We start from the raw sequence: 18,348 nt of genomic DNA on the forward strand, positions 1-18,348 counted from the left end.
GCTCATCCCTCCCGGGCCGCGGGCGTGCCGCCGCGGATCAGCTCGACGACGTCGCCGACGGTGCTGACGCCGAACAGCACGTCGTCGTCGAAGCTGAGCCCGGTCTGGTCCTCGATGGAGACGATCAGCTCCAGGGTGGCCACCGAGTCCAGGCCGATCTCCCCGATGTCGTCCGCCGGCGTGAACGTCCGCTCGGCCAGCCGGGGGTCCACCTCCGCCGCGGCCTTGGCCACGATGCCGAGCGCTTCTTCTTCCGTCAGGTCCGCCGTCGTCACTGCTGTGCTCCTCCATGGCCCGCGAGGGCTTTTCGGGAATACGCGTCGCGGCAGGCGGCACGCCGCAGCTTGCCGCTGCTGGTCTTGGGCAGGGTGCCGGGCCTCACCAGCACCACGTCGTCGGGCGTCACCCCGACCGCGCCGCGGACCCGGGTGGCGATCTGCCGCGCGAGGTCCGGTGGCGAACTCGCCGGCTTGTGCTCGGCGACCACCACCAGGCGCTCGTCCGGGGTGCCGAAGGCGATCACATGGTCGGGGCGCACCCCCGGGAGCCCCAGGCAGGCCCATTCGATGTCCGTGGGGTGGTAGTTGCGGCCGTGATGGATGACCAGGTCCTTCGTCCGGCCGGTGACGTACACCTCGCCCTCGTGGACGAAACCGAGGTCGCCGGTAAGCAGCCAGCCGTCCTGGAAGGTCTCACCGGTCAGCTCGGGCGCTTCCCAGTAGCCGCGCGCGACGCTGGCCCCGCGGATCTCGATCTGCCCCTCGGCGGACGCCGGCTCCCCGGCGGACCCTGCGCCGGACTGCCCCTCGGCGGACGCCGGCTCCCCGGCGGACCCTGCGCCGGACTGCCCCTCGGCGGACGCCGGCTCGCCGGCGAACCCTGCGGCGGGCTGCCCTTCGGCGGACTTCCCGTCGGCCGGCTCCTGTGAGGCGGCGCGGATACGGATCTCCCAGCCACTCAGCAGCGGCCCGCACGAAACGATCTCGCGGACGTCGGCCCCGGGCTCGGCGCCCGCCTCCACGCCGGCTTCGGCCTTCGCCCCGCCCCCCGCCCCGCCTTCCACCGGCCGGACGACGCCCCGCTCGCTCAGGGCCGCCGCGTCCACCGACAGCGTACGGAGCCCCTGGCCGACCGGGGTGAAGGCGACCCCCAGGGTGCCTTCCGCCAGCCCGTAGGAGGGGGTGATGGCGGCCGCGTCGAACCCGGCGGCGGCGAAGCGCTCGCCGAACTCCCGCATGGTCCCCGGCCGCACCGGCTCCGCCCCGACCCCCGCCACCCGCCACGCGGACAGGTCCCAGCCGGCCAGCTGCTTGTCGGTCGCCCGGCGGGTGACCAGCTCGTACGCGAAGTTGGGCGCGTAGCTGAAGGTGCCCGAGACCCGCGACATCCAGTCGAGCCAGGTGGTGGGGCGGCGTGCGAAGTCGTACGGCGGGATGAACCAGGCGGGGATCTCGTACACCAGCGGCCCGAGCATGCAGCCGATGAGCCCCATGTCGTGGTACAGCGGCAGCCAGCTGACGAACCGGTCGCGCTCCGGGGAGGTCCCCAGCGCCTCGTTCATGGACCGCAGGTTCTCCAGGAGGTTGTCGTGCGTGACGACGACACCCTTGGGGCCGGCGGTGCTCCCGGAGGTGTACTGCAGGAACAGCGGCTCCCCGCCGTCCGGCTCCACCAGCTCCCCGGTCGGCGCCCCGGCGGCGAGCTCAGCGAAGTTGACGGGCTTCTCCCCCACCGCCTCGACGCAGATGTCGAACAGCGCGTCATCGGCGACGATGTGCCGCGGCAGACACGACGCATGGATCGAGTGCAGGCGCTCCCGGTAGGCCTCGATCCGGGTCAGCATCGCCGGCGGGAAAACCGGCACGGGAATGACACCGGCCCGCACCATACCGACGAAGGCGATGATGAACTCACGCTGACCGGACAGCATCAGAATGCCCCGGTCACCTCGCTGAAAACCCGCGGAAGCGAGCCTTCTGCCGAAGTCCTCACCGGCGGCCTTCAGTTCCGCGAAGCTGAGAAAATCAGTGGAATCCCCGGAGACGAAGGTGAAGCCCCGGGAGGTTGACGACAACCGAGCGATGACACGAGACAAGCTCACGTGCTGGAAACCTCCACGTGCACGTACACCCCACGGCAAGGGGGCATCGTTTTGCCGGACCGGTATTTCGGTCCCGGCGCCGTGCGACATGGCAAGAAAATAGCGAGACCGGCACCTCACGGAATCCCGCGCCCGGTGGAACTCACGCTGCAACCGGGGCGGAAGCCCGGGGTCAACCTCCCGCGGCACACCGCCTCAACCCCAGAGGGTGGGGCCGGGCGGGTGTGCCGCGGAGGGTTGCGACTCGGCGGCGGGAACGGCGAGGAACGGCGGAAGCCGCGCCCCGAGGGGGGAATCCCCCGGGGCGAGGTGGTGCCGGATGTACCCCGGATACACGCCCCAGGCCACCTCTCACGGCCGCTGTTCCTTTCTAACGTCGGAGGCCACCCTGTCCACGGAACAGTGAGGGAACAGCCATGGGTTCGACAGACGAGCACAACCGACGCACCGTCCTGCGGGCCGCCTCGGCGGCGGGCGCGGGCCTGGCACTGACCCCGTCGGCGGCGTCGGCGGCGGGCGCGGCGGGCGCCGCCGGGGAGGCCACCTGCGCGTCGGACTGGCTGCCCGAAGGCCCCCTGCGCGTGTCCCCCGCCGACCCCCGCTACGACCACCTGATCGCGCGGGGGGCGAGCAACCGATTCCGGGGCCGGCCCGACCGCGTCTACCTGGTCGGCTCGACGGAACAGGTCGTACGGGCCGTCCAGGAGGCGGTACGGTCCGGGGCGCGGCTCGCCGTCCGCAGCGGCGGCCACTGCTTCGAGGACTTCGTCGACAACCCCGGCGTCAAGGCCGTCATCGACATGTCGCCCATGCGGGAGGTCTCCTTCGACCCCCGGCGCCGGGCCTTCGCCGTCGAGGCCGGGGCCACCCTCGGGGAGGTGTACCGGAAGCTGTACCTCGGCTGGGGCGTGACCTTACCGGCCGGCTACCACGCCGAGGTGGGCGCCGGCGGGCATGTGCCCGGCGGCGGATACGGCCCGCTGTGCCGGCTGTTCGGGCTGGTCAGCGACTACCTCTACGCGGTGGAGGCCGTGGTCGTGGACCGCGCGGGCACGGCGCGCGCCGTCGTGGCCACCCGGGAGGAGGACGACCCGCACCGCGATCTGTGGTGGGCCCACACCGGCGGCGGGGGCGGCAACTTCGGCGTCGTGACCCGCTTCTGGTTCCGCTCCCCCGAGGCCACGGACGGCACGGACGCGACCCGTATGCTGCCGACCCCCACCAGGACCGCGCTCACCTTCACCGCGGACTGGAGCTGGCAGGGCATGGACGAGGCGCGCTTCACCCGCATGGTGCGCAACCACGGCGAGTGGGCCGAGCGCCACGGCACCGCCGACGACCCGTACGCCGCGCTCTACGCCGAGTTCGCCCTCACCCGCCGCGCCGCGGGCGCCCATCTCCTCCTCGGCCAGGTCACGGCGGAACCCGGCGAAGACCGCCGCCTGCTCGACGGCTTCCTCCACGCGATAAGCGCGGGCACCAACCGCCCCACCAACCTGGTGATCCGCCGGCTGCCCTGGCTCACCGCCGCGCTGAACGGCTCGGGCGAGGCGGTGGGCGACTGGCACATCAAGATCAAGTCGGCCTTCCTCCGGCGCCGCCTCACGGACCACCAGATCGCCGCGGTCCACCACCACCTCACCCGCGCGGACACCGATGTGATCGCCGGAAGCGTCGTCCTCAACACCTACGGCGGAGCCGTCAACACCCTCTCCCCCACCGCCACCGCCATGCCCCACCGCGACTCCGTACTGAAGCTCTCCTGCCTCGCCTCCTGGTCCGCTCCCGACCAGGCGGCCGAGTACCTCGCCTGGATCCGCGCCTGCTACCGAGACCTCTTCGCCGCCACCGGCGGCGTCCCGGTGCCCAACAAGACCACCGACGGCGCCTTCATCAACTACCCGGACACCGACCTCGCCGACCCCCGCTGGAACACCTCGGACACGCCCTGGCAGACCCTCTACTACAAGACCAACCACGCCCGCCTGCGCGCGGCCAAGACCCGCTGGGACCCGCGCGACGTCTTCCACCACGCCCTCTCCATCCGCCCGGCCCGTGGTGGGGGGGCGGACGGGATGACGGCCCGGTGAACCATCAGAGGTGGGGCGGACGAGTCGGCCTGTACGCCGGGTTCTGTTCCTCAGGGCCCTTGCGGTCCCTGGGGCGGCGGCCATCCATCTAGGGCCGACGTTGCCGCCGGCCTCGTGCGGTCTACCCGCGGACTCGGGCGGGCAGCCCTCGGTCGTCCGCGCAGAGCCGCCTGGGCGGCTCCTCTTGACCTTGCTCCGGGTGGGGTTTACCGAGCCGTCCGAGTCACCTCGGACGCTGGTGGTCTCTTACACCACCGTTTCACCCTTACCGGAAGCCTCGCGGCTCCCGGCGGTCTGTTTTCTGTGGCACTGTCCCGCGGGTCACCCCGGGTGGGCGTTACCCACCACCCTGCCGTGTGGAGCCCGGACGTTCCTCGGCGGGATCCCGAAGGACCCCGACGCGACCGCCCGGCCGGCTCGTCCGCCGTGGTGACCATGGTACCCGGGGCGTGCGGTGGCCAGGGCCGCGCGGTGGAGGTCAGAGGAAGTCGGCGGTCTCGAGGGGGAAGGAGAAGGGCGCGGGAAGGTTGATCGACTTGCCGAAGGGGACCGTGACGACCTCCCGGTAATCGGCCTTCTCCGGGTCGCTGAACAACGTGACCGAGCTCTTCTCCCGGTCGACGAGGAGGTAGAGCGGGATGTTTCCGTTCGCGTAGCAGTGGCGCTTGGCCTCCCGGTCGCGGTCCGGCTTGGTCGAGGTGACCTCGACGACCATGGATACGCCCTCGCATGGCATCCAGGACTCGGCGCCACGGAAGGGCCACTGCTCAGCGGGAGCGAACGTCCCGTCGGGGATCACATGGTTGCGCACGCACAGTCCACCGCGCGGGACCTTGAGCCCCTTGTTGCCGGAGAACTCCATGTCGGTGGCGGACTTCCTGATCACCTGCCTGACAATCCGGCTGATGTAGGTCTCGTGGTCCCCATCCTGCGGCGGTGTCACGACGATCTCCCCCTCGATCAGCTCGGCCCGGAAGCCTTCCGGCGTCCCCAGGGCCAAGAAACCCTCCAGCAGGACTTCCTCCTGCGTGAGCGGTTCGTGTGCCATGGCGCTCATGCCACGCCCCTTCCCTGTCTCGCCGCCACCGTAGGTACCGAGGGGGCCGGCACCGCACGGAAAGAAGTCTTCCTCACTCGATCGTGGCACAGATACTCCCGCGCGGGGCCGTAGGCTGCCACGGGCCCGCCTGGAAGCCGTGAGGCCCGGGAGTCGTGAAGCGAGGGAGAGAAGACCGTGCTCGTGCTGTTGCCGCCGTCGGAGGGGAAGGCTCCGGCGGAGTCGGGGAGTCCGGTGGAGCTGGGGGCGCTCTCGCTGCCGGGGCTGGGCGGGGCACGGGCGGCGGTGCTCGACGAGTTGGTGGGGCTGTGTTCGGGGGATGTGGGGAAGGCCGCCGAGGTGCTCGGGCTGAGCGAGGGGCTGCGGGGTGAGGTGGCGAAGAACGCGGCGCTGCGGGAGGCCGGGACGCGGCCGGCCGGGGAGATCTACACCGGTGTGCTGTACGACGCGCTGGGGCTGGCCAGCCTCCCGGCGGCCGCGTGGCGGCGGGCCGAGCGGTCGTTGCTGGTGTTCTCGGGGCTGTGGGGCGCCGCACGGATCGACGACCGGATCCCGTCGTACCGCTGCTCGATGGGCGTGAAGCTGCCGGGCCTCGGCGCGCTCGGGGCGTTCTGGCGGGCGCCGATGGGCGAGGTGATGCCCGAGGTGGCCGGGGACGGGCTGGTGCTGGATCTGCGGTCGGCGGCGTACGCGGCGGCGTGGAAGCCGAAGGGTGAGGTGGCGGAGCGTACGGCGACCGTGCGGGTGCTGCAGTCGAAGATCGTGGACGGGGTCGAGAAACGGTCCGTGGTCAGCCACTTCAACAAGGCGACCAAGGGGCGGCTGGTGCGGGATCTGCTGGTGGCGGGGGCGGAGCCGAGCGGGCCGGAGGAGTTGGTGGAGGCGCTGCGGGGGCTCGGGTACACCGTGGAGGCGGCCGCGCCCGGCAAGCCCGGGCGGGGCTGGGGGGTGGATGTGGTGGTCACCGAGGTGTAGGCCCGAGCGAGCCGGCCCCCGGCTCGGCGAGTTCCTTGCCGAGCCGCCGGGCCGACTCCCCGCTGATCCCGAAGCGGCCGCCGGGCGCTGACGAGACACGCCCGTTGCAGCATGCGCAACGGGCGTTGCGAAGAGTGTGCGGCGGCGGCAGGATGGCGGCCGTGAACAGCGCCGCCCCCTCCGCCACGCCCTCCGTACTCGACCTCGCCCCCGTCATCCCCGTCGTCGTCATCGACGACGCGGCCCACGCCGTGCCGATGGCCCGCGCCCTCGTCGCGGGCGGGCTGCCGGCGATCGAGGTGACGCTGCGTACCCCGGCCGCGCCGGACGCGATCCGGGCCATCGCCGAGGAGGTGCCCGGGGCGGTCGTCGGCGCCGGGACGGTGCTGACGGCGGAGCAGGCGGAGACGGCCGTCGCGGCCGGGGCGCGTTTCCTCGTCAGCCCCGGGTGGACGGACCGGCTGCTGGACGCGATGCGCGCCTCGGGCGTGCCCTTCCTGCCCGGGGTCTCGACCGCGTCGGAGGTCGTGGCGCTGCTCGAGCGCGGGGTGAGCGAGATGAAGTTCTTCCCGGCGGAGGCGGCCGGGGGGACGGCCTATCTGCGCTCGCTCGCCTCGCCACTCCCCCAGGCCCGCTTCTGCCCCACGGGCGGCATCGACGCGTCCCTCGCCCCGGGCTATCTGGCCCTCCCCAACGTGCGCTGCGTCGGCGGCACCTGGATGCTGCCGCCGGACGCGGTGGCCGCGCGGGACTGGGGGCGCGTGGAGCACCTCGCGCGCGAGGCGGCGGCGCTGCACGCCTGATGACGGGCGCGGGCGCCGTCAGGCGGTCGCCGGCGCTGAAATCTGCGGTGAGTATGGGACAGCGACACGCCGTGGCGTCGGCGTGTCGCTGTCCCATACTCACCGCAACTCGGGCTTTGGCCCGTTAGCGTAGGTGCGCGGTGTCGTTCAGCAGCCGCAGCGACGCGTTGCCGTCCGCGTAGTACGCCAGCGCCGACACCGACGCCGCGGAGATCTCCATCCGGAACAGCGCCTCCGGCGGCGCGCCCAGCGCCAGCCGTACCAGGGTCTTGATCGGCGTCACGTGGGTGACCAGCAGCACCGTACGGCCCGCGTAGCGCGCGACCAGCTTGTCCCGGGCGACCGCCACCCGGCGCGCGACCGTCGCGAAGCTCTCGCCGCCGCCGGTGGGGGCCGCCTTGGAGGAGGTGAGCCAGGCCTGGAGGTCGTCCGGGTAGCGCTCCCGTACTTCCCCGAACGTCAGGCCCTCCCAGGCCCCGAAGTCGGTCTCCCGCAGCCCCTCCTCGATACGGACGTCCAGGCCCAGGCGGGCCGCGACCGCCTGGGCGGTCTCCACGCAGCGCGTGAGCGGTGAGCTGACCACGGCCTGGATGGTGCCGCGCGCCGCGAGCGCCGCCGCCACCAGCTCGGCCTGGCGGCGGCCCACGGGGGAGAGGTGGGGGTCGCTGCCGCCGCTGCCGGAGAAGCGCTTCTCGGGGGTGAGCGCGGTCTCGCCGTGCCGCAGCAGGACGAGGGTGGCGGGCGCGCCCAGGTCGGCGGGCGCGGCCCAGCCACGGGGTGCGGCGGTCGGGGTCGTGGTACCGGTTCTCTCAGAGGGCGCCGCCGTCGGGGTGACGGTCGGCGGGGTCGCAGTCGCCGGGGTCGCAGGCGGGGCGGCGGTCGCCGTGGGTGCCTCCAGGGCGTCGTCGGCGGACGGCTCCGCCCCGCCGCCCGCGGCCCCGGCCGGCGTCGCGCCCGCCGCCGCCCCCGCGAGATCCTCCGCGCCCGCCAGTGAGCCCCCCGGCGGCGGCTTGGGCCGCCACTGCTCGCCCCGCTTGCCCGCGTCCATCGCCTCGTTGGCGAGCCGGTCCGCGTGCTTGTTCCGCTCGCGCGGGATCCACTCGTACGACACCCGGCCCGGCGGGAAGACCACCCTCGCCTCGGCCGCGAGCGGGCGCATGCCGGGGTGCTTGATCTTCCAGCGGCCGGACATCTGCTCGACCACGAGCTTGGAGTCCATCCGGACCTGGACCTCGGCCTCCGGGTCGAGGGCGTGTGCCGCCCGCAACCCGGCGATCAGGCCCTTGTACTCGGCGACGTTGTTGGTCGCGGTGCCGATGTACTCCGCCGCCTCCGCGAGGGTCTCGCCGGTCTCCGCGTCGCGGACGACCGCGCCGTAGCCGGCCGGTCCCGGGTTGCCCCGGGAGCCGCCGTCCGCCTCGACGAGGAAGCGGCGGGGCACCGGCCTACAGCCCCGACTCGGGCGTACGGACCAGGATGCGGCGGCAGTTCTCGCAGCGGACCACCGCGTCGGGGGCCGCCGCCCGCACCTCGTTGAGCTCGGTGATCGCCAGCTCCTGGCGGCAGCCGTCGCAGCGCCGCTGGTAGAGCCGGGCCGCGCCGACGCCGCCCTGCTGCTCGCACAGCTTGTCGTAGAGCTTCAGCAGATCGGCGGGGATGGTGCCGGCGATGACCCCGCGCTCCTTGGTGACGGTCGCCACCTCGGCGTCGATCTCCCCGGCCGCCGCGTCCCGGCGGGCGGTGGTGTCGCCGATCCGGTCCTGCAGCGACTGGACGCGGCCGGTCAGCTCGGCCACCCGCTCCTGCGCGGCCTCGCGGCGCTCCATGACCTCCAGGACGACGTCCTCCAGGTCGCTCTGGCGCTTGGCGAGGGAGGCGATCTCGTGCTGGAGGTTCTCCAGGTCCTTCGGGGAGGTGACGGCACCGGAGTCCAGGCGCTTCTGGTCGCGGGCGGCGCGCTGGCGCACCTGGTCCACGTCCTGCTCGGCCTTGGTCTGCTCGCGGGCGGTGTCGCTCTCCTCGGTCTGCGCCGCGACGAGGAGGTCGCGGAGCTGGGTGAGGTCGGCGTTCAGGGCGTCCAGCTCGGCGTGCTCGGGCAGCGTCCTGCGCTTGTGCGCGAGTTGGGAGAGCCGGACGTCGAGGGCCTGGACCTCGAGGAGGCGGATCTGGTCGGCGGGCGCGGCGTTCAGCGGGGGGCTCCAGGGGTGGTGGTGGGCGGGACGTGAGCGGGGGTGGGCGCGTGAGCGGTCCAAGGGTCGGTGACCGTACGGGAGATATGGGTCCGCAGACCCCAGCCGTGACGGTCGGAGATCTCGTCGAGCTGCGCGGCGGCCTGCTCGACCCAGGGCCACTCGGTGGCCCAGTGGGCGGCGTCCAGCAGCGCGAGGTCGTCGCCGCCGGGCATAGCCGCGGCCTGCTGGGCCTCGGAGGCGGGGTGGTGGCGCAGGTCGGCGGTGAGGTAGGCGTCGACTCCGGCCGCGCGCACCTCGGCGAAGAGGCTGTCGCCCGAGCCGCCGCAGACGGCGACCGTGCGGATCAGCCGGTCGGGGTCGCCGGAGAAGCGGATGCCCTGGGCGGTGGCGGGCAGCCGGGCCGCGGCGCGCGCGGCGAAGTCCCGCAGCGCGACGGGGTGGTCCAGCTCGCAGACCCGGCCGAGCCCGCGGCGGCCCGCCGGGTCGGTGGGGTCGGGCACCAGCGGGCCGGTGATCCGCAGGTCGAGGGCGCCGGCGAGAGCGTCGGAGACTCCGGGGTCGGCGCGGTCGGCGTTGGTGTGGGCGACGTGCAGCGCGATGTCGTTCTTGATCAGGGTGTGCACGACCCGGCCCTTGAAGGTGGAGGCCGCGACCGTGGTCGTCCCGCGCAGGTAGAGCGGGTGGTGGGTGACCAGCAGGTCGGCGCCCAGCTTCACCGCCTCGTCGGCGACTTCCTGGACGGGGTCGACGGCGAACAGCACGCGGCCGACCTCGGCGTCGGGGTCCCCGCACACCGTGCCGACGGCGTCCCACTGCTCCGCCCGCTCGGGCGGCCAGAGTGCGTCGAGTGCGGCGAGGACGTCGATGAGTGCGGGCACGGGGCAAGGCTACCTCCCGCACCCCCCGCAAGCCTTGCCCCTGCCTTCACTCAGCGCGACGGCCGGGGCTGGTTCGGCACCCAGCACAGCCCGGCCGGACTTCTCCGGCGAATCGGGCGGCAGACACACTTACGTGTGAAGCGAGCCGATTTCGGTGTTCGGCAGGGAGTGCGAAAACTACGTTGAGTGGTCGGAGGTGACTCAACGATGACAGCCTGTGCCTTCGATGCCGCGCTCGCCGCAGGCCCCACCGGTGCCCTGGGCGCCGCCCAGCGGCGCCGAGCGGCGTTCACGATCGCCGCGGACGGGTCGTACGGTGCCCGGCTCGCGCTCAGCGGCGAGGCCGGGTGCTGGTTCCCGGAGCGGTGGACGCTCGACGGGCCCGAGCCGTACGCGGTGCCGCTGCCCGCCGCCCAGCCCGAGGAGCCGGACAGCGAGGTGCTGCCCCTCGCCGACGGGCAGGTGCTGATCCGCCGCCGGGTGGCCGGCCGCCACACCCTGTCCCTGCTCTACCCGGCCGGCCCCGGCACCGGTGAGCGGCCGCTCGGGGCCGTCGAGTGCGCCGAGCTGTCGCTGCTGCCCCCCGCGCCCGGCGGCTCCTCCGTCTTCGCGCTGGGCCGTGGCGAGCGGTCGACCTCGGTGTGGCTGGTGCACGGCGGCGGCTTCGGGCCGCAGCACCTGGCCGAGGTGCCCGGCCACTGCACGGGCGGCATCTGGCTGGACCATACGGGGCGGCTGCTCGCCCTCGACCGGCGGCTCGACGGCCGCACCAAGACCGTGGTCGTCGATCTGCGCCGCGGCGGCGAGACCAGCCCGCTGCTGCAGATCACCGACGACAGCGACGACCGGCTGCTGCTGGCCGACCCGGACAGCGGGCTGCTGCTCGTGCGGTCCGACGCGCCCGGGGACGAGCGGCTGGGGTGGGGGGTGCTGGGCAGCGCCCGGCCCGTCAGGTTCCCCGACTGTCTGCGGCCCGCGCAGGCCGAGGCCACGCCCTTCGCGGTGCAGCCGGGGCAGGTGCTGACGCCGGAGGCGTGCGCGGTGGCCTTCCGCATGGACGGCCCGGTCGGACGGCCGTGGGTGGGCCTGTGGCGGCCGTCCGAGCGGCGGTTGCGGCAGCTCCCGGCGCCGGAGGGCTGGCTGGCCGGCGCGGGCCTGTGGTCCCGCGACGGCGAGCTGCGGCTGCCGTACGCGACGGGGCAGGTGCCGTGCGGGCTGGCGCGGCTGCGGATGCCCGAGCCACCGGAGCCGCCCCGGGTGGCGCGGATCGCGTCGCCGTCGCTCGCGGCCGGGGTGGCGGTGGCCGCGTGGACCCGGGTCCGGGCGGGGGCGGCGGCCCCCGGGGGCGAGACCGGGGTGGAGCCGTGGGCCGGGACGGGGTCCTGGGCCGGGGTCGCGCAGGAGACCGGCCCGGAGGCGGAGCCCGGCCCCGAGGCCGGGCAGGAACCCCGGCGCGACGGCGGACCGGGCTCCGGACCGCCGGCCGGTGCCGAGCGGGGGAGGGAGCGCGTCCAGCAGCGGGAGCGGGAGCAGCCACCGCTGCAGCAGCGGGCGCCCGTACGGGTGCGGGAGGAGGGGCTCGCGGGCGAGCAGGGGGGCATCGCCGGCCGGGAGCCCGAACAGGGGCCTGCACGCCTGCCCGAGCGCTTGCCCGCCCACCGGCTCAGACCCCAGCTCCTGCCCGGCCCCGCGCTCGACCTCGCTCCCGTGCCTGGTGTCGCCGCGCGGCCCGTACCACTCCAGCAGGCCCCGCTCGCCCGCCGCGACCAGCTCCGTCCGTCCCATCCGTCCCATGAGCCCCGCCCGCCCCGTCCACCCCGTTGGGTCCGAGATCGACGCTCTGGTTAGACTCCTGCGGGGGGCCACGGCAGCCGCGTTCCGTTCACCCGCGGGGCGTCCGGTGACACGTGTTGACGTCTCTTGACCCTCGTCGTGACGTCGTGGCGAGTTGACTTCCTGATCGGCCTCCCGTGCACCGTACGCAGCGATCTGACGGGGTGACTTCCCAGATGTCCCAAGCCCGCACGAACACGACCGAGTCGCGTCCGCAGGAGGCGGCCGCCGCCGCGGGGGCCGACGACACCGTCCACGGCAAGCACCGGGGCCCGGCCGCGTCCGAAGACGCCCAGACCCCGCCCCACGGCCGTCACCGCCGCCCCGGCGAGACGGCGGCGTCCTGACAAGCCGGCTGACCTGGCCCGCCACGGGGCCGGGACCCCGCCGGGGTCCCGGCCCACGTCGGACGTGGTCCGCCCGCTGATCCGAAGGCCCCTGGGCCGCTGGTCCGAAAGACTAGGTCCGGCTCGGCGCCTTGACCGGGACGCAGGGGAACTCGTCGGTGTCCACCTCGACCTTCTTCGTGGGACCGCACAGCTCGAACGACGTGGCCTTCTCCGTGTCCGACAGGCTGAACCCGACCACGCCGACCTTGGTCGCGCCCTGCTCGACGGTGCTCCCCAGGAGGGATTCGCTCCAGCTGTAGGTGCGCCAGTCGCCGCCCGTGTCCTGCTGGACGTCATCGAGGTCCACGAGCTCGCTGCTGGGGTACGCCTCGGCGAAGCAGTAGCCGCTCTCCCCGATCTCGCACGGATGCTCCGTCGACTTGTACTTCAGCCGAAGGTATTTGATCTCGGCCTCTTCCACCGCACGGTCGGGCAGTTCCCCGGTCACGGCGACGTAGACGGCGACATAGTGCTTCCCGGGCTCGGCCGACTTGCCTGCCAGCTCGGGCGTCCAGCTGGTGTCCACCGGCTTCACCCGCAGGCCGAGGGGCATCCCCGGTTCGGTCGTCACGAAGTCCTTGCCCGGGAAGTCGGCGAACTTGGTGTACCTGGGCTGCGAGGCGGTCGACGACGGCCCGGCGCTGTTGGACGGCGTGTCGCCGGCGCCCTTGGCGCCACCGCCGCTCTTGTCGTCACCGCCGCTCTTGTCGTCACCGCCGCCGCCCGAACATCCCGCGACCAGGAGAAGTGAGCCGATAGCGAGCGCGGTCAGCGTGCGAGTCGACATGTGTCCCCCTCAGGCCGTGGCAGAAGCCGCATCATAGCGAGGGGGTCAGCGCAGCCGTCCTACCCGCGCTTGAGCCCCAGCACCTCCACCGCCGCGAAGGTCTCCGCGCGGGGGCGGCCGGCGAAGTAGGGCGTCAGGGCCGCGTCCAGCTCCTCGAAGGTGAAGACGTCCTTGGCCGTGTCCACCTTGACCGCCACCTTCGGCCGCTCCAGCACGGCGACCATGCCGCCGTGGACGACGAAGACCTGCCCGGTCACCCCCGCCGCCTCCGGCGCCGCCAGGTAGCCGACGAGGGGGGCGACGTGTTCGGGGGCGAGTGCGTCGAGGGTGCCGTCCTCGGGGGGTTCGAGGGCGGCGAAGACGTCCTCGGTCATGCGGGTGCGGGCGCGCGGGCAGATGACGTTGGCCGTGACGCCGTACTTGGCGAGCGCGGCCGCCGTGGAGGTGGTGAGCCCGACGATGCCGCCCTTGGCCGCCGCGTAGTTCGGCTGGCCCGGGGAGCCGGCGAGGAAGGCCTCGGAGGAGGTGTTCACGATCCGGCCGTGGACGGGGCCGCCGTCCGCCGCCTTGGACCGCTCGCGCCAGTGGGCGGCGGCGAAGCGGGTGGTGTTGAAGTGGCCTTTGAGGTGGACGCGGATGACGGAGTCCCACTCGTCCTCGCTCATCGAGAAGACCATCCGGTCGCGCAGGATGCCCGCGTTGTTGACCAGGATGTCGAGCGCGCCGTACGTGTCGACCGCGAGCCGCACCAGCTCGGCCGCCTGGTCGAAGTCGGCCACGTCCCCGACGTGGGCGGTGGCGTCTCCGCCGGCCGCCCGGATCTCCGCCGCCACCGCCTCGGCGGGGGCGGCGGACGCCTCGCCCGAGCCGTCGCGCCCGGGGCGGCCGAAGTCGTTGACGACGACGCGGGCGCCCAGGCGCGCCAGCTCCAGCGCCTCGGCGCGGCCGAGGCCGCGCCCGGCCCCGGTGACGATGGCGGTCTTCCCCGCCAGTGGCGTGTTGGGCATGGAACGTCCTCCCGGGTCCGGGTCGGTCTCCAGGGTCGGCTGCCAGGTCGTGCAGGCGGCGCGCGAGGCGCGGGGCGGCGTCAGACCTCGACGCAGGTGCGCAGCGCCTCTCCCGTGCGCATCTGGTCCAGCGCGTCGTTGATCTCGGTGAGCCGTACGCGGTGGGTGATGAGCCCTTCGAGGTCGATCCGGCCCGCCCGCCACAGCGCCACGGCCCGGCGGTACGAGCGGAGCACGTCCCCGCCGCCGTACAGCGAGGGCAGGATCCGCTTCTCGTCGAAGAACAGCTCGAACATGCTGAGCTGGAGGAAGTCGTCCAGCGCCCCCGCCCCGACCACGCACAGCGTGCCGCCGCGCCGCGTCGCCTCGTAGGCCGTGCGGGCGGTGGCGGACCTGCCGACGACCTCGAAGACGTAGTCGAAGCCCTCGCCCGCCGTGACGCGGTTCTTGGCGTCGGCCAGGCCCTCGGGCGCGACGGATTCGGTGGCGCCGAAGCGGAGCGCCGCCTCGCGCCGCGACTCGACGGGGTCGACGGCGACGATCTGCGCGGCGCCCACCGCCCGGACGCCCTGGATGGCGCTGATGCCCACGCCGCCGCAGCCGATGACCGCGACCGAGGAGCCCGCCTCGACCTCGGCCGTGTTGAGGGCGGCGCCGAGGCCCGTGGTCACCCCGCAGCCGATGAGGGCCGCGATCTCGTACGGGACGTCGTCCGGGATCGGCACGGCGCACTGCGCGGGCAGCACGACCTCCTCGGCGAAGGTGCCGGTCCCGGCGAAGCCGAAGATGTCCTGGGGGGTGGCGCCCGGGCGCTTGAAGTTGGGGGTGCCGGCGTTCATGAAGCCGGTCAGGCACAGGTGGGTCTGGCCGCGCTCGCAGGCCGGACACGAGCCGCAGGCGGGCAGCCAGCACACCAGCGCCCGGTCGCCCGGGCTCAGTCCGGTCACGCCCTCCCCCACCTCGACGATCTCGCCCGCGCCCTCGTGGCCGGGGACGAAGGGCCCGGGCTGGGGCAGTACGCCGCTCATGGCGGACAGGTCGGAGTGGCACAGCCCGGTGGCCTTGACGCGCAGCCTGACCTTGCCCGGTCCGAAGCCCACCGCCTCCATGTCGTCGACGACCTCGAGCTTGTCCTGCCCTATCTCGTGCAGTACGGCTGCGCGCACAGCGGCTCCTCTCGTCCGTGGGAGGTGCGAGGTGGGGTTCTTCGGGTTCCTCAGTGGTGCACGACCGCCGTGTCGGTCAGGACCGGCGCGTCGTCCCGTTCGACGGCCGTGGCCAGCAGCCGCACCTGGCCGGGCTCCCGCCACATCCGGATGCGCAGCGTCTCGCCGGGGAAGACCACCCCGGCGAACCGCGTGGTGTACGAGCGGACGCCGGCCACGTCGCCGCCCAAGGCGGTGTCCACGACGGCCTTGAGCGCGATCCCGTAGGAGCACAGACCGTGCAGGATCGGCCGGTCGAAGCCCGCGACCTTGGCGAACTCGGGGTCGGCGTGCAGCGGGTTCCAGTCCCCGGAGAGGCGGTAGAGCAGCGCCTGGTCCTCGCGGATCGGCCGCTCCACGGTCAGGTCGGGCTCGCGCGCGGGGGGTTCGACGCGGTCGGCGGGCCCGCGTTCGCCGCCGAATCCGCCCTCTCCGCGGACGAAGATCCGGGTGTCGCAGGTCCACAGCGGGCCGTCCGCGTCGGCGACCTCGCTGCGCAGCACGATGACCGCGGCCTTGCCCTTGTCGTAGACGGCGGCGACCTTGGAGGTCTGGGTGGCGTCCCCGGCGAGCGGGATGGGCCGGTGCAGCTCGATGGTCTGGCCGCCGTGCAGGACGGCGGCGAGGTCGACGTCCACGCCGGGGGCGCTGAGGCCGCCGGCCAGCGCCATGCCGCCGCCGGCGACCGTGGCGAAGCTGGGGAGGACGTGCAGCCTGCTCTCGAGGGTGTAGCGGAGCTCGTCGGGGTCGGTGGCGGGGATGCCCGCGCCCACGCCGAGGTGGTAGAGCTGGATGTCCTTGTGGCCCCAGGTGAGGGCCGTCGTCCGGGGTTCGGCCGAGACGGCCTTGGCGGCATCGATGGGCATCGCTGAGAGCACTCCTCGCCACGCTGTGGAAGACCCCGGCCCGCCCGTCCGCACCGTCGGCCGCGCCGGGGTCGTAACTGGTCGGCCGCTCTGTTTCCGGTGTGCGGGCGCGTTGGGCGGCCCGCGCGGCGGAGCCGCGTATCGACACAGGAACGTGTTCTAGCCGATGGCCCATGTATAGCCCAATCCCCCGGCACTGGGAAGACTGCTGACGGCTCGTCAGGTTTCGGCGGATCCCTTGCGCCCCCGGCCCCGCGCCCAGCCGGGACAAATGTCACGGACCACGCTCTGACAACCGGATCTGCCCAGCTCACCGATGGCTTCCGTAACCTCGGACCATGCCTGCCAGAACCGCCGACGACTCCGCGACCTCGCGCATCGCCCGCCGCAGACCGCCCGGGCCGGCCGCCTTCCTGCCCTGGTTGTTCATGCTCACGGGGGGCGTCAGGGACCTCTTGCAGGGCGAGATCCCCCTGCCGTGGCTCGGCGCCGCGGGGCTGGCCGCCTTCTGCGCGCTGTACGCCGCCACGGTCTTCACCGGCCTCGACAGACGGCGCCGCCACACCCCGCTGTGCGTCGGCTCGCTCGCCGGGCTGGCCCTCGTCGGCTACGCGCTGGCCATCGGCTACGCGGACAACTGGCTGCTCTGCTTCCCGCTGCTGTCGCTGGCCACCGGCATCGTGCTGCGGGGCCGCCCGCTGGGGCCGCTGATCCTGCTGTACTCGGCCTCCGCCGGGATCGTCTCCGGCTGGCGCGGCGGCGGGGACGAGGCGATGACCGTCGCCTACGGGACGATGTTGTCCGGTCTGGTCACGGCGGCCATCCTGTCGCTCTTCGACACCGTCGCCGAACTCCGCGCGACCCGCCAGGAGCTGGCCCGCAGCGCCGTCGAGAAGGAGCGGCTGCGCTTCTCCCGCGACCTGCACGACCTGCTGGGCCACACCATGTCCGTGGTGGTGGTCAAGGCGGAGGCCGTACGCCGGCTCGCGCCGCGCGACCTGGACGCCGCGCTGGGCCAGGCCGCCGACATCGAGGCCGTCGGCCGGCAGGCACTCACCGAGATCCGGGAGGCCGTCACCGGCTACCGCGAGGGCAGCCTGGCGACCGAGCTGGACCGCGCCCGCTCCCTGCTGGACGCCTCCGGCGTCGACTCCGTCGTCCGCCGGTCCGGTCCGCCGCTGCCCCCGCAGGCCGAGGCGCTGCTGGGCTGGGTGGTCCGCGAGGGCGTCACCAATGTGGTGCGGCACAGCGGGGCGCGCCGGTGCGAGATCGAGGTCCATCAGGAGGCCGGTCGGGTGCGCCTGGAGATCGTCGACGACGGGAACGGCGTAGGCTCCCGTTCCGCCGGTGAAGCCGCCCCTGGTGGACGGGGAGGCACGGGCCTCAAGGGCCTGGCCGAGCGGCTGGCCTCGGCGGGCGGCTCGCTGGAGGCGGGCCCGGCCGGGCGCCGCGGCTTCCGGCTCGTGGCCGCGCTGCCGGTGGACGGCGACGGTGCCAACGGGCAGGACAGGAAAGGGGGTCCGATGGACGCCAAGGAGGTCCGGACCGCGTGATCAGGCTACTGCTGGCCGAGGACCAGGGCATGATGCGGGGCGCGCTGGCCCTGCTGCTCGGCCTGGAGCCGGATTTCGAGATCGTCGCGCAGGTGGGCGCGGGCGACGAGATCGTGCCCCGCGCCCTGGAGACACGTCCTGACGTCGCCCTCCTCGACATCGAACTCCCGGGCCGCAGCGGCCTGGACGCCGCCGCCGCGCTGCGCGAGGCGCTCCCGGCATGTCAGGTGCTGATCCTCACCACCTTCGGCCGCCCCGGCTATCTGCGCCGGGCGATGGAGGCGGGGGCCGCGGGCTTCCTGGTCAAGGACGGCCCGGTCGAGGAGCTGGCCGTCGCGGTCCGCCGGGTGCTCGCGGGCGAGCGGGTCATCGACCCGGGCCTGGCCGCCGCGGCCCTGAGCGCGGGCCCCAACCCGCTGACGCCACGCGAACGGGATGTGCTGTCGGCGGCGGTGGACGGGGCGACCGTCGCCGACATCGCCGCCAAGGTCCACCTCTCCCCCGCCACCGTCCGCAACTACCTCTCCTCGGCCATCGGCAAGACGCAGACCCGCAACCGCATGGAGGCGGTGCGGGCGGCGCGCCAGAACGGCTGGCTGTGAGAGCGGGCTC

17 protein-coding genes and 1 other RNA gene are annotated in these 18,348 nt (G+C 73.8%); 7 read left to right on the forward strand and 11 right to left on the reverse strand.

All coding sequences use genetic code 11. The annotated features are described in order from the left end of the window. Nucleotides 1-2: 2 nt before the first annotated feature. Nucleotides 3-275: an acyl carrier protein gene (locus ABFY07_RS08470; RefSeq protein ID WP_346173857.1), complete on the reverse strand. Its 273-nt coding sequence runs from the start codon at nucleotides 273-275 to the stop codon at nucleotides 3-5. Beyond that, nucleotides 272-2,191 (reverse strand): fatty acyl-AMP ligase, encoded by a 1,920-nt coding sequence (locus ABFY07_RS08475; protein ID WP_346173858.1) that lies wholly within the window; start codon nucleotides 2,189-2,191, stop codon nucleotides 272-274. The genes ABFY07_RS08470 and ABFY07_RS08475 overlap by 4 nt, the downstream gene beginning before the upstream one ends. Before the next feature lie 326 nt (nucleotides 2,192-2,517). On the opposite strand from ABFY07_RS08475, the gene ABFY07_RS08480 reads away from it, so the two are divergent. Further along, nucleotides 2,518-4,191 carry an FAD-binding oxidoreductase gene (locus ABFY07_RS08480; protein ID WP_346173859.1) on the forward strand — a complete coding sequence of 558 codons (1,674 nt, stop codon included), beginning with the start codon at nucleotides 2,518-2,520 and terminating at the stop codon, nucleotides 4,189-4,191. 16 nt (nucleotides 4,192-4,207) lie between these two features. On the opposite strand, the gene rnpB is transcribed toward ABFY07_RS08480, so the two are convergent. Together rnpB and ABFY07_RS08490 are read right to left on the reverse strand one after the other, a co-directional pair. After that, an RNA gene (rnpB, locus tag ABFY07_RS08485) (RNase P RNA component class A) lies at nucleotides 4,208-4,611 on the reverse strand. A gap of 58 nt (nucleotides 4,612-4,669) precedes the next feature. After that, nucleotides 4,670-5,239, reverse strand: a complete 570-nt coding sequence (locus ABFY07_RS08490; protein WP_346174030.1) for a Uma2 family endonuclease — start codon at nucleotides 5,237-5,239, stop codon at nucleotides 4,670-4,672. A gap of 186 nt (nucleotides 5,240-5,425) precedes the next feature. Here ABFY07_RS08490 and yaaA point away from each other — a divergent pair, with 186 nt between their 5' ends. Further along, nucleotides 5,426-6,223 (forward strand): peroxide stress protein YaaA, encoded by a 798-nt coding sequence (yaaA, locus tag ABFY07_RS08495; protein ID WP_346173860.1) that lies wholly within the window; start codon nucleotides 5,426-5,428, stop codon nucleotides 6,221-6,223. A gap of 152 nt (nucleotides 6,224-6,375) precedes the next feature. After that, nucleotides 6,376-7,026: a bifunctional 4-hydroxy-2-oxoglutarate aldolase/2-dehydro-3-deoxy-phosphogluconate aldolase gene (gene eda / locus ABFY07_RS08500; protein ID WP_346173861.1), complete on the forward strand. Its 651-nt coding sequence runs from the start codon at nucleotides 6,376-6,378 to the stop codon at nucleotides 7,024-7,026. A gap of 124 nt (nucleotides 7,027-7,150) precedes the next feature. Here the strand turns inward: eda and ABFY07_RS08505 are convergent, their stop codons facing one another. Genes ABFY07_RS08505 through ABFY07_RS08515 form a run of 3 tightly spaced genes read right to left on the reverse strand, consistent with a single transcriptional unit; the run spans nucleotide 7,151 to nucleotide 10,096 of the window. Next, nucleotides 7,151-8,467: a bifunctional RNase H/acid phosphatase gene (locus ABFY07_RS08505; protein WP_346173862.1), complete on the reverse strand. Its 1,317-nt coding sequence runs from the start codon at nucleotides 8,465-8,467 to the stop codon at nucleotides 7,151-7,153. Nucleotides 8,468-8,471: 4 nt separating this feature from the next. After that, a complete protein-coding gene (locus tag ABFY07_RS08510) occupies nucleotides 8,472-9,215 on the reverse strand; it encodes a zinc ribbon domain-containing protein (RefSeq protein WP_346174031.1) in 744 nt (247 codons plus the stop codon). Beyond that, nucleotides 9,212-10,096: a Nif3-like dinuclear metal center hexameric protein gene (locus ABFY07_RS08515; RefSeq protein WP_346173863.1), complete on the reverse strand. Its 885-nt coding sequence runs from the start codon at nucleotides 10,094-10,096 to the stop codon at nucleotides 9,212-9,214. Before ABFY07_RS08515 ends, ABFY07_RS08510 begins: the two co-directional genes overlap by 4 nt. A 207-nt stretch (nucleotides 10,097-10,303) precedes the next feature. On the opposite strand from ABFY07_RS08515, the gene ABFY07_RS08520 reads away from it, so the two are divergent. Further along, nucleotides 10,304-11,944, forward strand: a complete 1,641-nt coding sequence (locus ABFY07_RS08520; RefSeq protein WP_346173864.1) for a hypothetical protein — start codon at nucleotides 10,304-10,306, stop codon at nucleotides 11,942-11,944. 161 nt (nucleotides 11,945-12,105) lie between these two features. After that, nucleotides 12,106-12,276 carry a hypothetical protein gene (locus tag ABFY07_RS08525; RefSeq protein ID WP_346173865.1) on the forward strand — a complete coding sequence of 57 codons (171 nt, stop codon included), beginning with the start codon at nucleotides 12,106-12,108 and terminating at the stop codon, nucleotides 12,274-12,276. A 112-nt stretch (nucleotides 12,277-12,388) separates the two neighbouring features. Here the strand turns inward: ABFY07_RS08525 and ABFY07_RS08530 are convergent, their stop codons facing one another. From ABFY07_RS08530 to ABFY07_RS08545, 4 genes are all read right to left on the reverse strand, one after another. Next, on the reverse strand, nucleotides 12,389-13,105 hold the full coding sequence (locus tag ABFY07_RS08530) for a hypothetical protein (protein WP_346173866.1): 717 nt from the start codon (nucleotides 13,103-13,105) through the stop codon (nucleotides 12,389-12,391). A gap of 59 nt (nucleotides 13,106-13,164) precedes the next feature. Then, complete coding sequence (locus tag ABFY07_RS08535) at nucleotides 13,165-14,112, reverse strand: 3-oxoacyl-ACP reductase (RefSeq protein ID WP_346173867.1); 948 nt, start codon at nucleotides 14,110-14,112, stop codon at nucleotides 13,165-13,167. 80 nt (nucleotides 14,113-14,192) lie between these two features. After that, the gene (locus ABFY07_RS08540; protein WP_346173868.1) at nucleotides 14,193-15,278 is read right to left on the reverse strand and encodes a Zn-dependent alcohol dehydrogenase; all 1,086 of its coding nucleotides are present in this window, start codon (nucleotides 15,276-15,278) and stop codon (nucleotides 14,193-14,195) included. 50 nt (nucleotides 15,279-15,328) lie between these two features. Next, nucleotides 15,329-16,183, reverse strand: coding sequence for a MaoC/PaaZ C-terminal domain-containing protein (locus ABFY07_RS08545; protein WP_346173869.1), 855 nt, complete (start codon nucleotides 16,181-16,183; stop codon nucleotides 15,329-15,331). A 338-nt stretch (nucleotides 16,184-16,521) separates the two neighbouring features. On the opposite strand from ABFY07_RS08545, the gene ABFY07_RS08550 reads away from it, so the two are divergent. Together ABFY07_RS08550 and ABFY07_RS08555 are read left to right on the forward strand one after the other, a co-directional pair. Beyond that, a complete protein-coding gene (locus ABFY07_RS08550; protein ID WP_346173870.1) occupies nucleotides 16,522-17,736 on the forward strand; it encodes a sensor histidine kinase in 1,215 nt (404 codons plus the stop codon). Next, entirely contained in the window at nucleotides 17,733-18,338 is a 606-nt protein-coding gene (locus ABFY07_RS08555; RefSeq protein ID WP_065958778.1) for a response regulator transcription factor, read from the forward strand. Before ABFY07_RS08550 ends, ABFY07_RS08555 begins: the two co-directional genes overlap by 4 nt. Nucleotides 18,339-18,348 lie beyond the last annotated feature (10 nt).

It is taken from the genome of Streptomyces sparsogenes subsp. cuspidosporus (assembly GCF_039532705.1).
Lineage (GTDB): Bacteria > Actinomycetota > Actinomycetes > Streptomycetales > Streptomycetaceae > Streptomyces > Streptomyces sparsogenes.

Bases quoted from the DNA above. Each gene is read 5' to 3' on its own strand.
- ABFY07_RS08475 (WP_346173858.1), bottom strand. From the start codon at position 2,191: ATGTCGCACGGCGCCGGGACCGAAATACCGGTCCGGCAAAACGATGCC.
- ABFY07_RS08480 (WP_346173859.1), top strand. From the start codon at position 2,518: ATGGGTTCGACAGACGAGCACAACCGACGCACCGTCCTGCGGGCCGCC.
- ABFY07_RS08490 (WP_346174030.1), bottom strand. From the start codon at position 5,239: ATGGCACACGAACCGCTCACGCAGGAGGAAGTCCTGCTGGAGGGTTTC.
- eda (WP_346173861.1), top strand. From the start codon at position 6,376: ATGGCGGCCGTGAACAGCGCCGCCCCCTCCGCCACGCCCTCCGTACTC.
- ABFY07_RS08520 (WP_346173864.1), top strand. From the start codon at position 10,304: ATGACAGCCTGTGCCTTCGATGCCGCGCTCGCCGCAGGCCCCACCGGT.
- ABFY07_RS08525 (WP_346173865.1), top strand. From the start codon at position 12,106: ATGTCCCAAGCCCGCACGAACACGACCGAGTCGCGTCCGCAGGAGGCG.
- ABFY07_RS08530 (WP_346173866.1), bottom strand. From the start codon at position 13,105: ATGTCGACTCGCACGCTGACCGCGCTCGCTATCGGCTCACTTCTCCTG.
- ABFY07_RS08535 (WP_346173867.1), bottom strand. From the start codon at position 14,112: ATGCCCAACACGCCACTGGCGGGGAAGACCGCCATCGTCACCGGGGCC.
- ABFY07_RS08545 (WP_346173869.1), bottom strand. From the start codon at position 16,183: ATGCCCATCGATGCCGCCAAGGCCGTCTCGGCCGAACCCCGGACGACG.
- ABFY07_RS08550 (WP_346173870.1), top strand. From the start codon at position 16,522: ATGCCTGCCAGAACCGCCGACGACTCCGCGACCTCGCGCATCGCCCGC.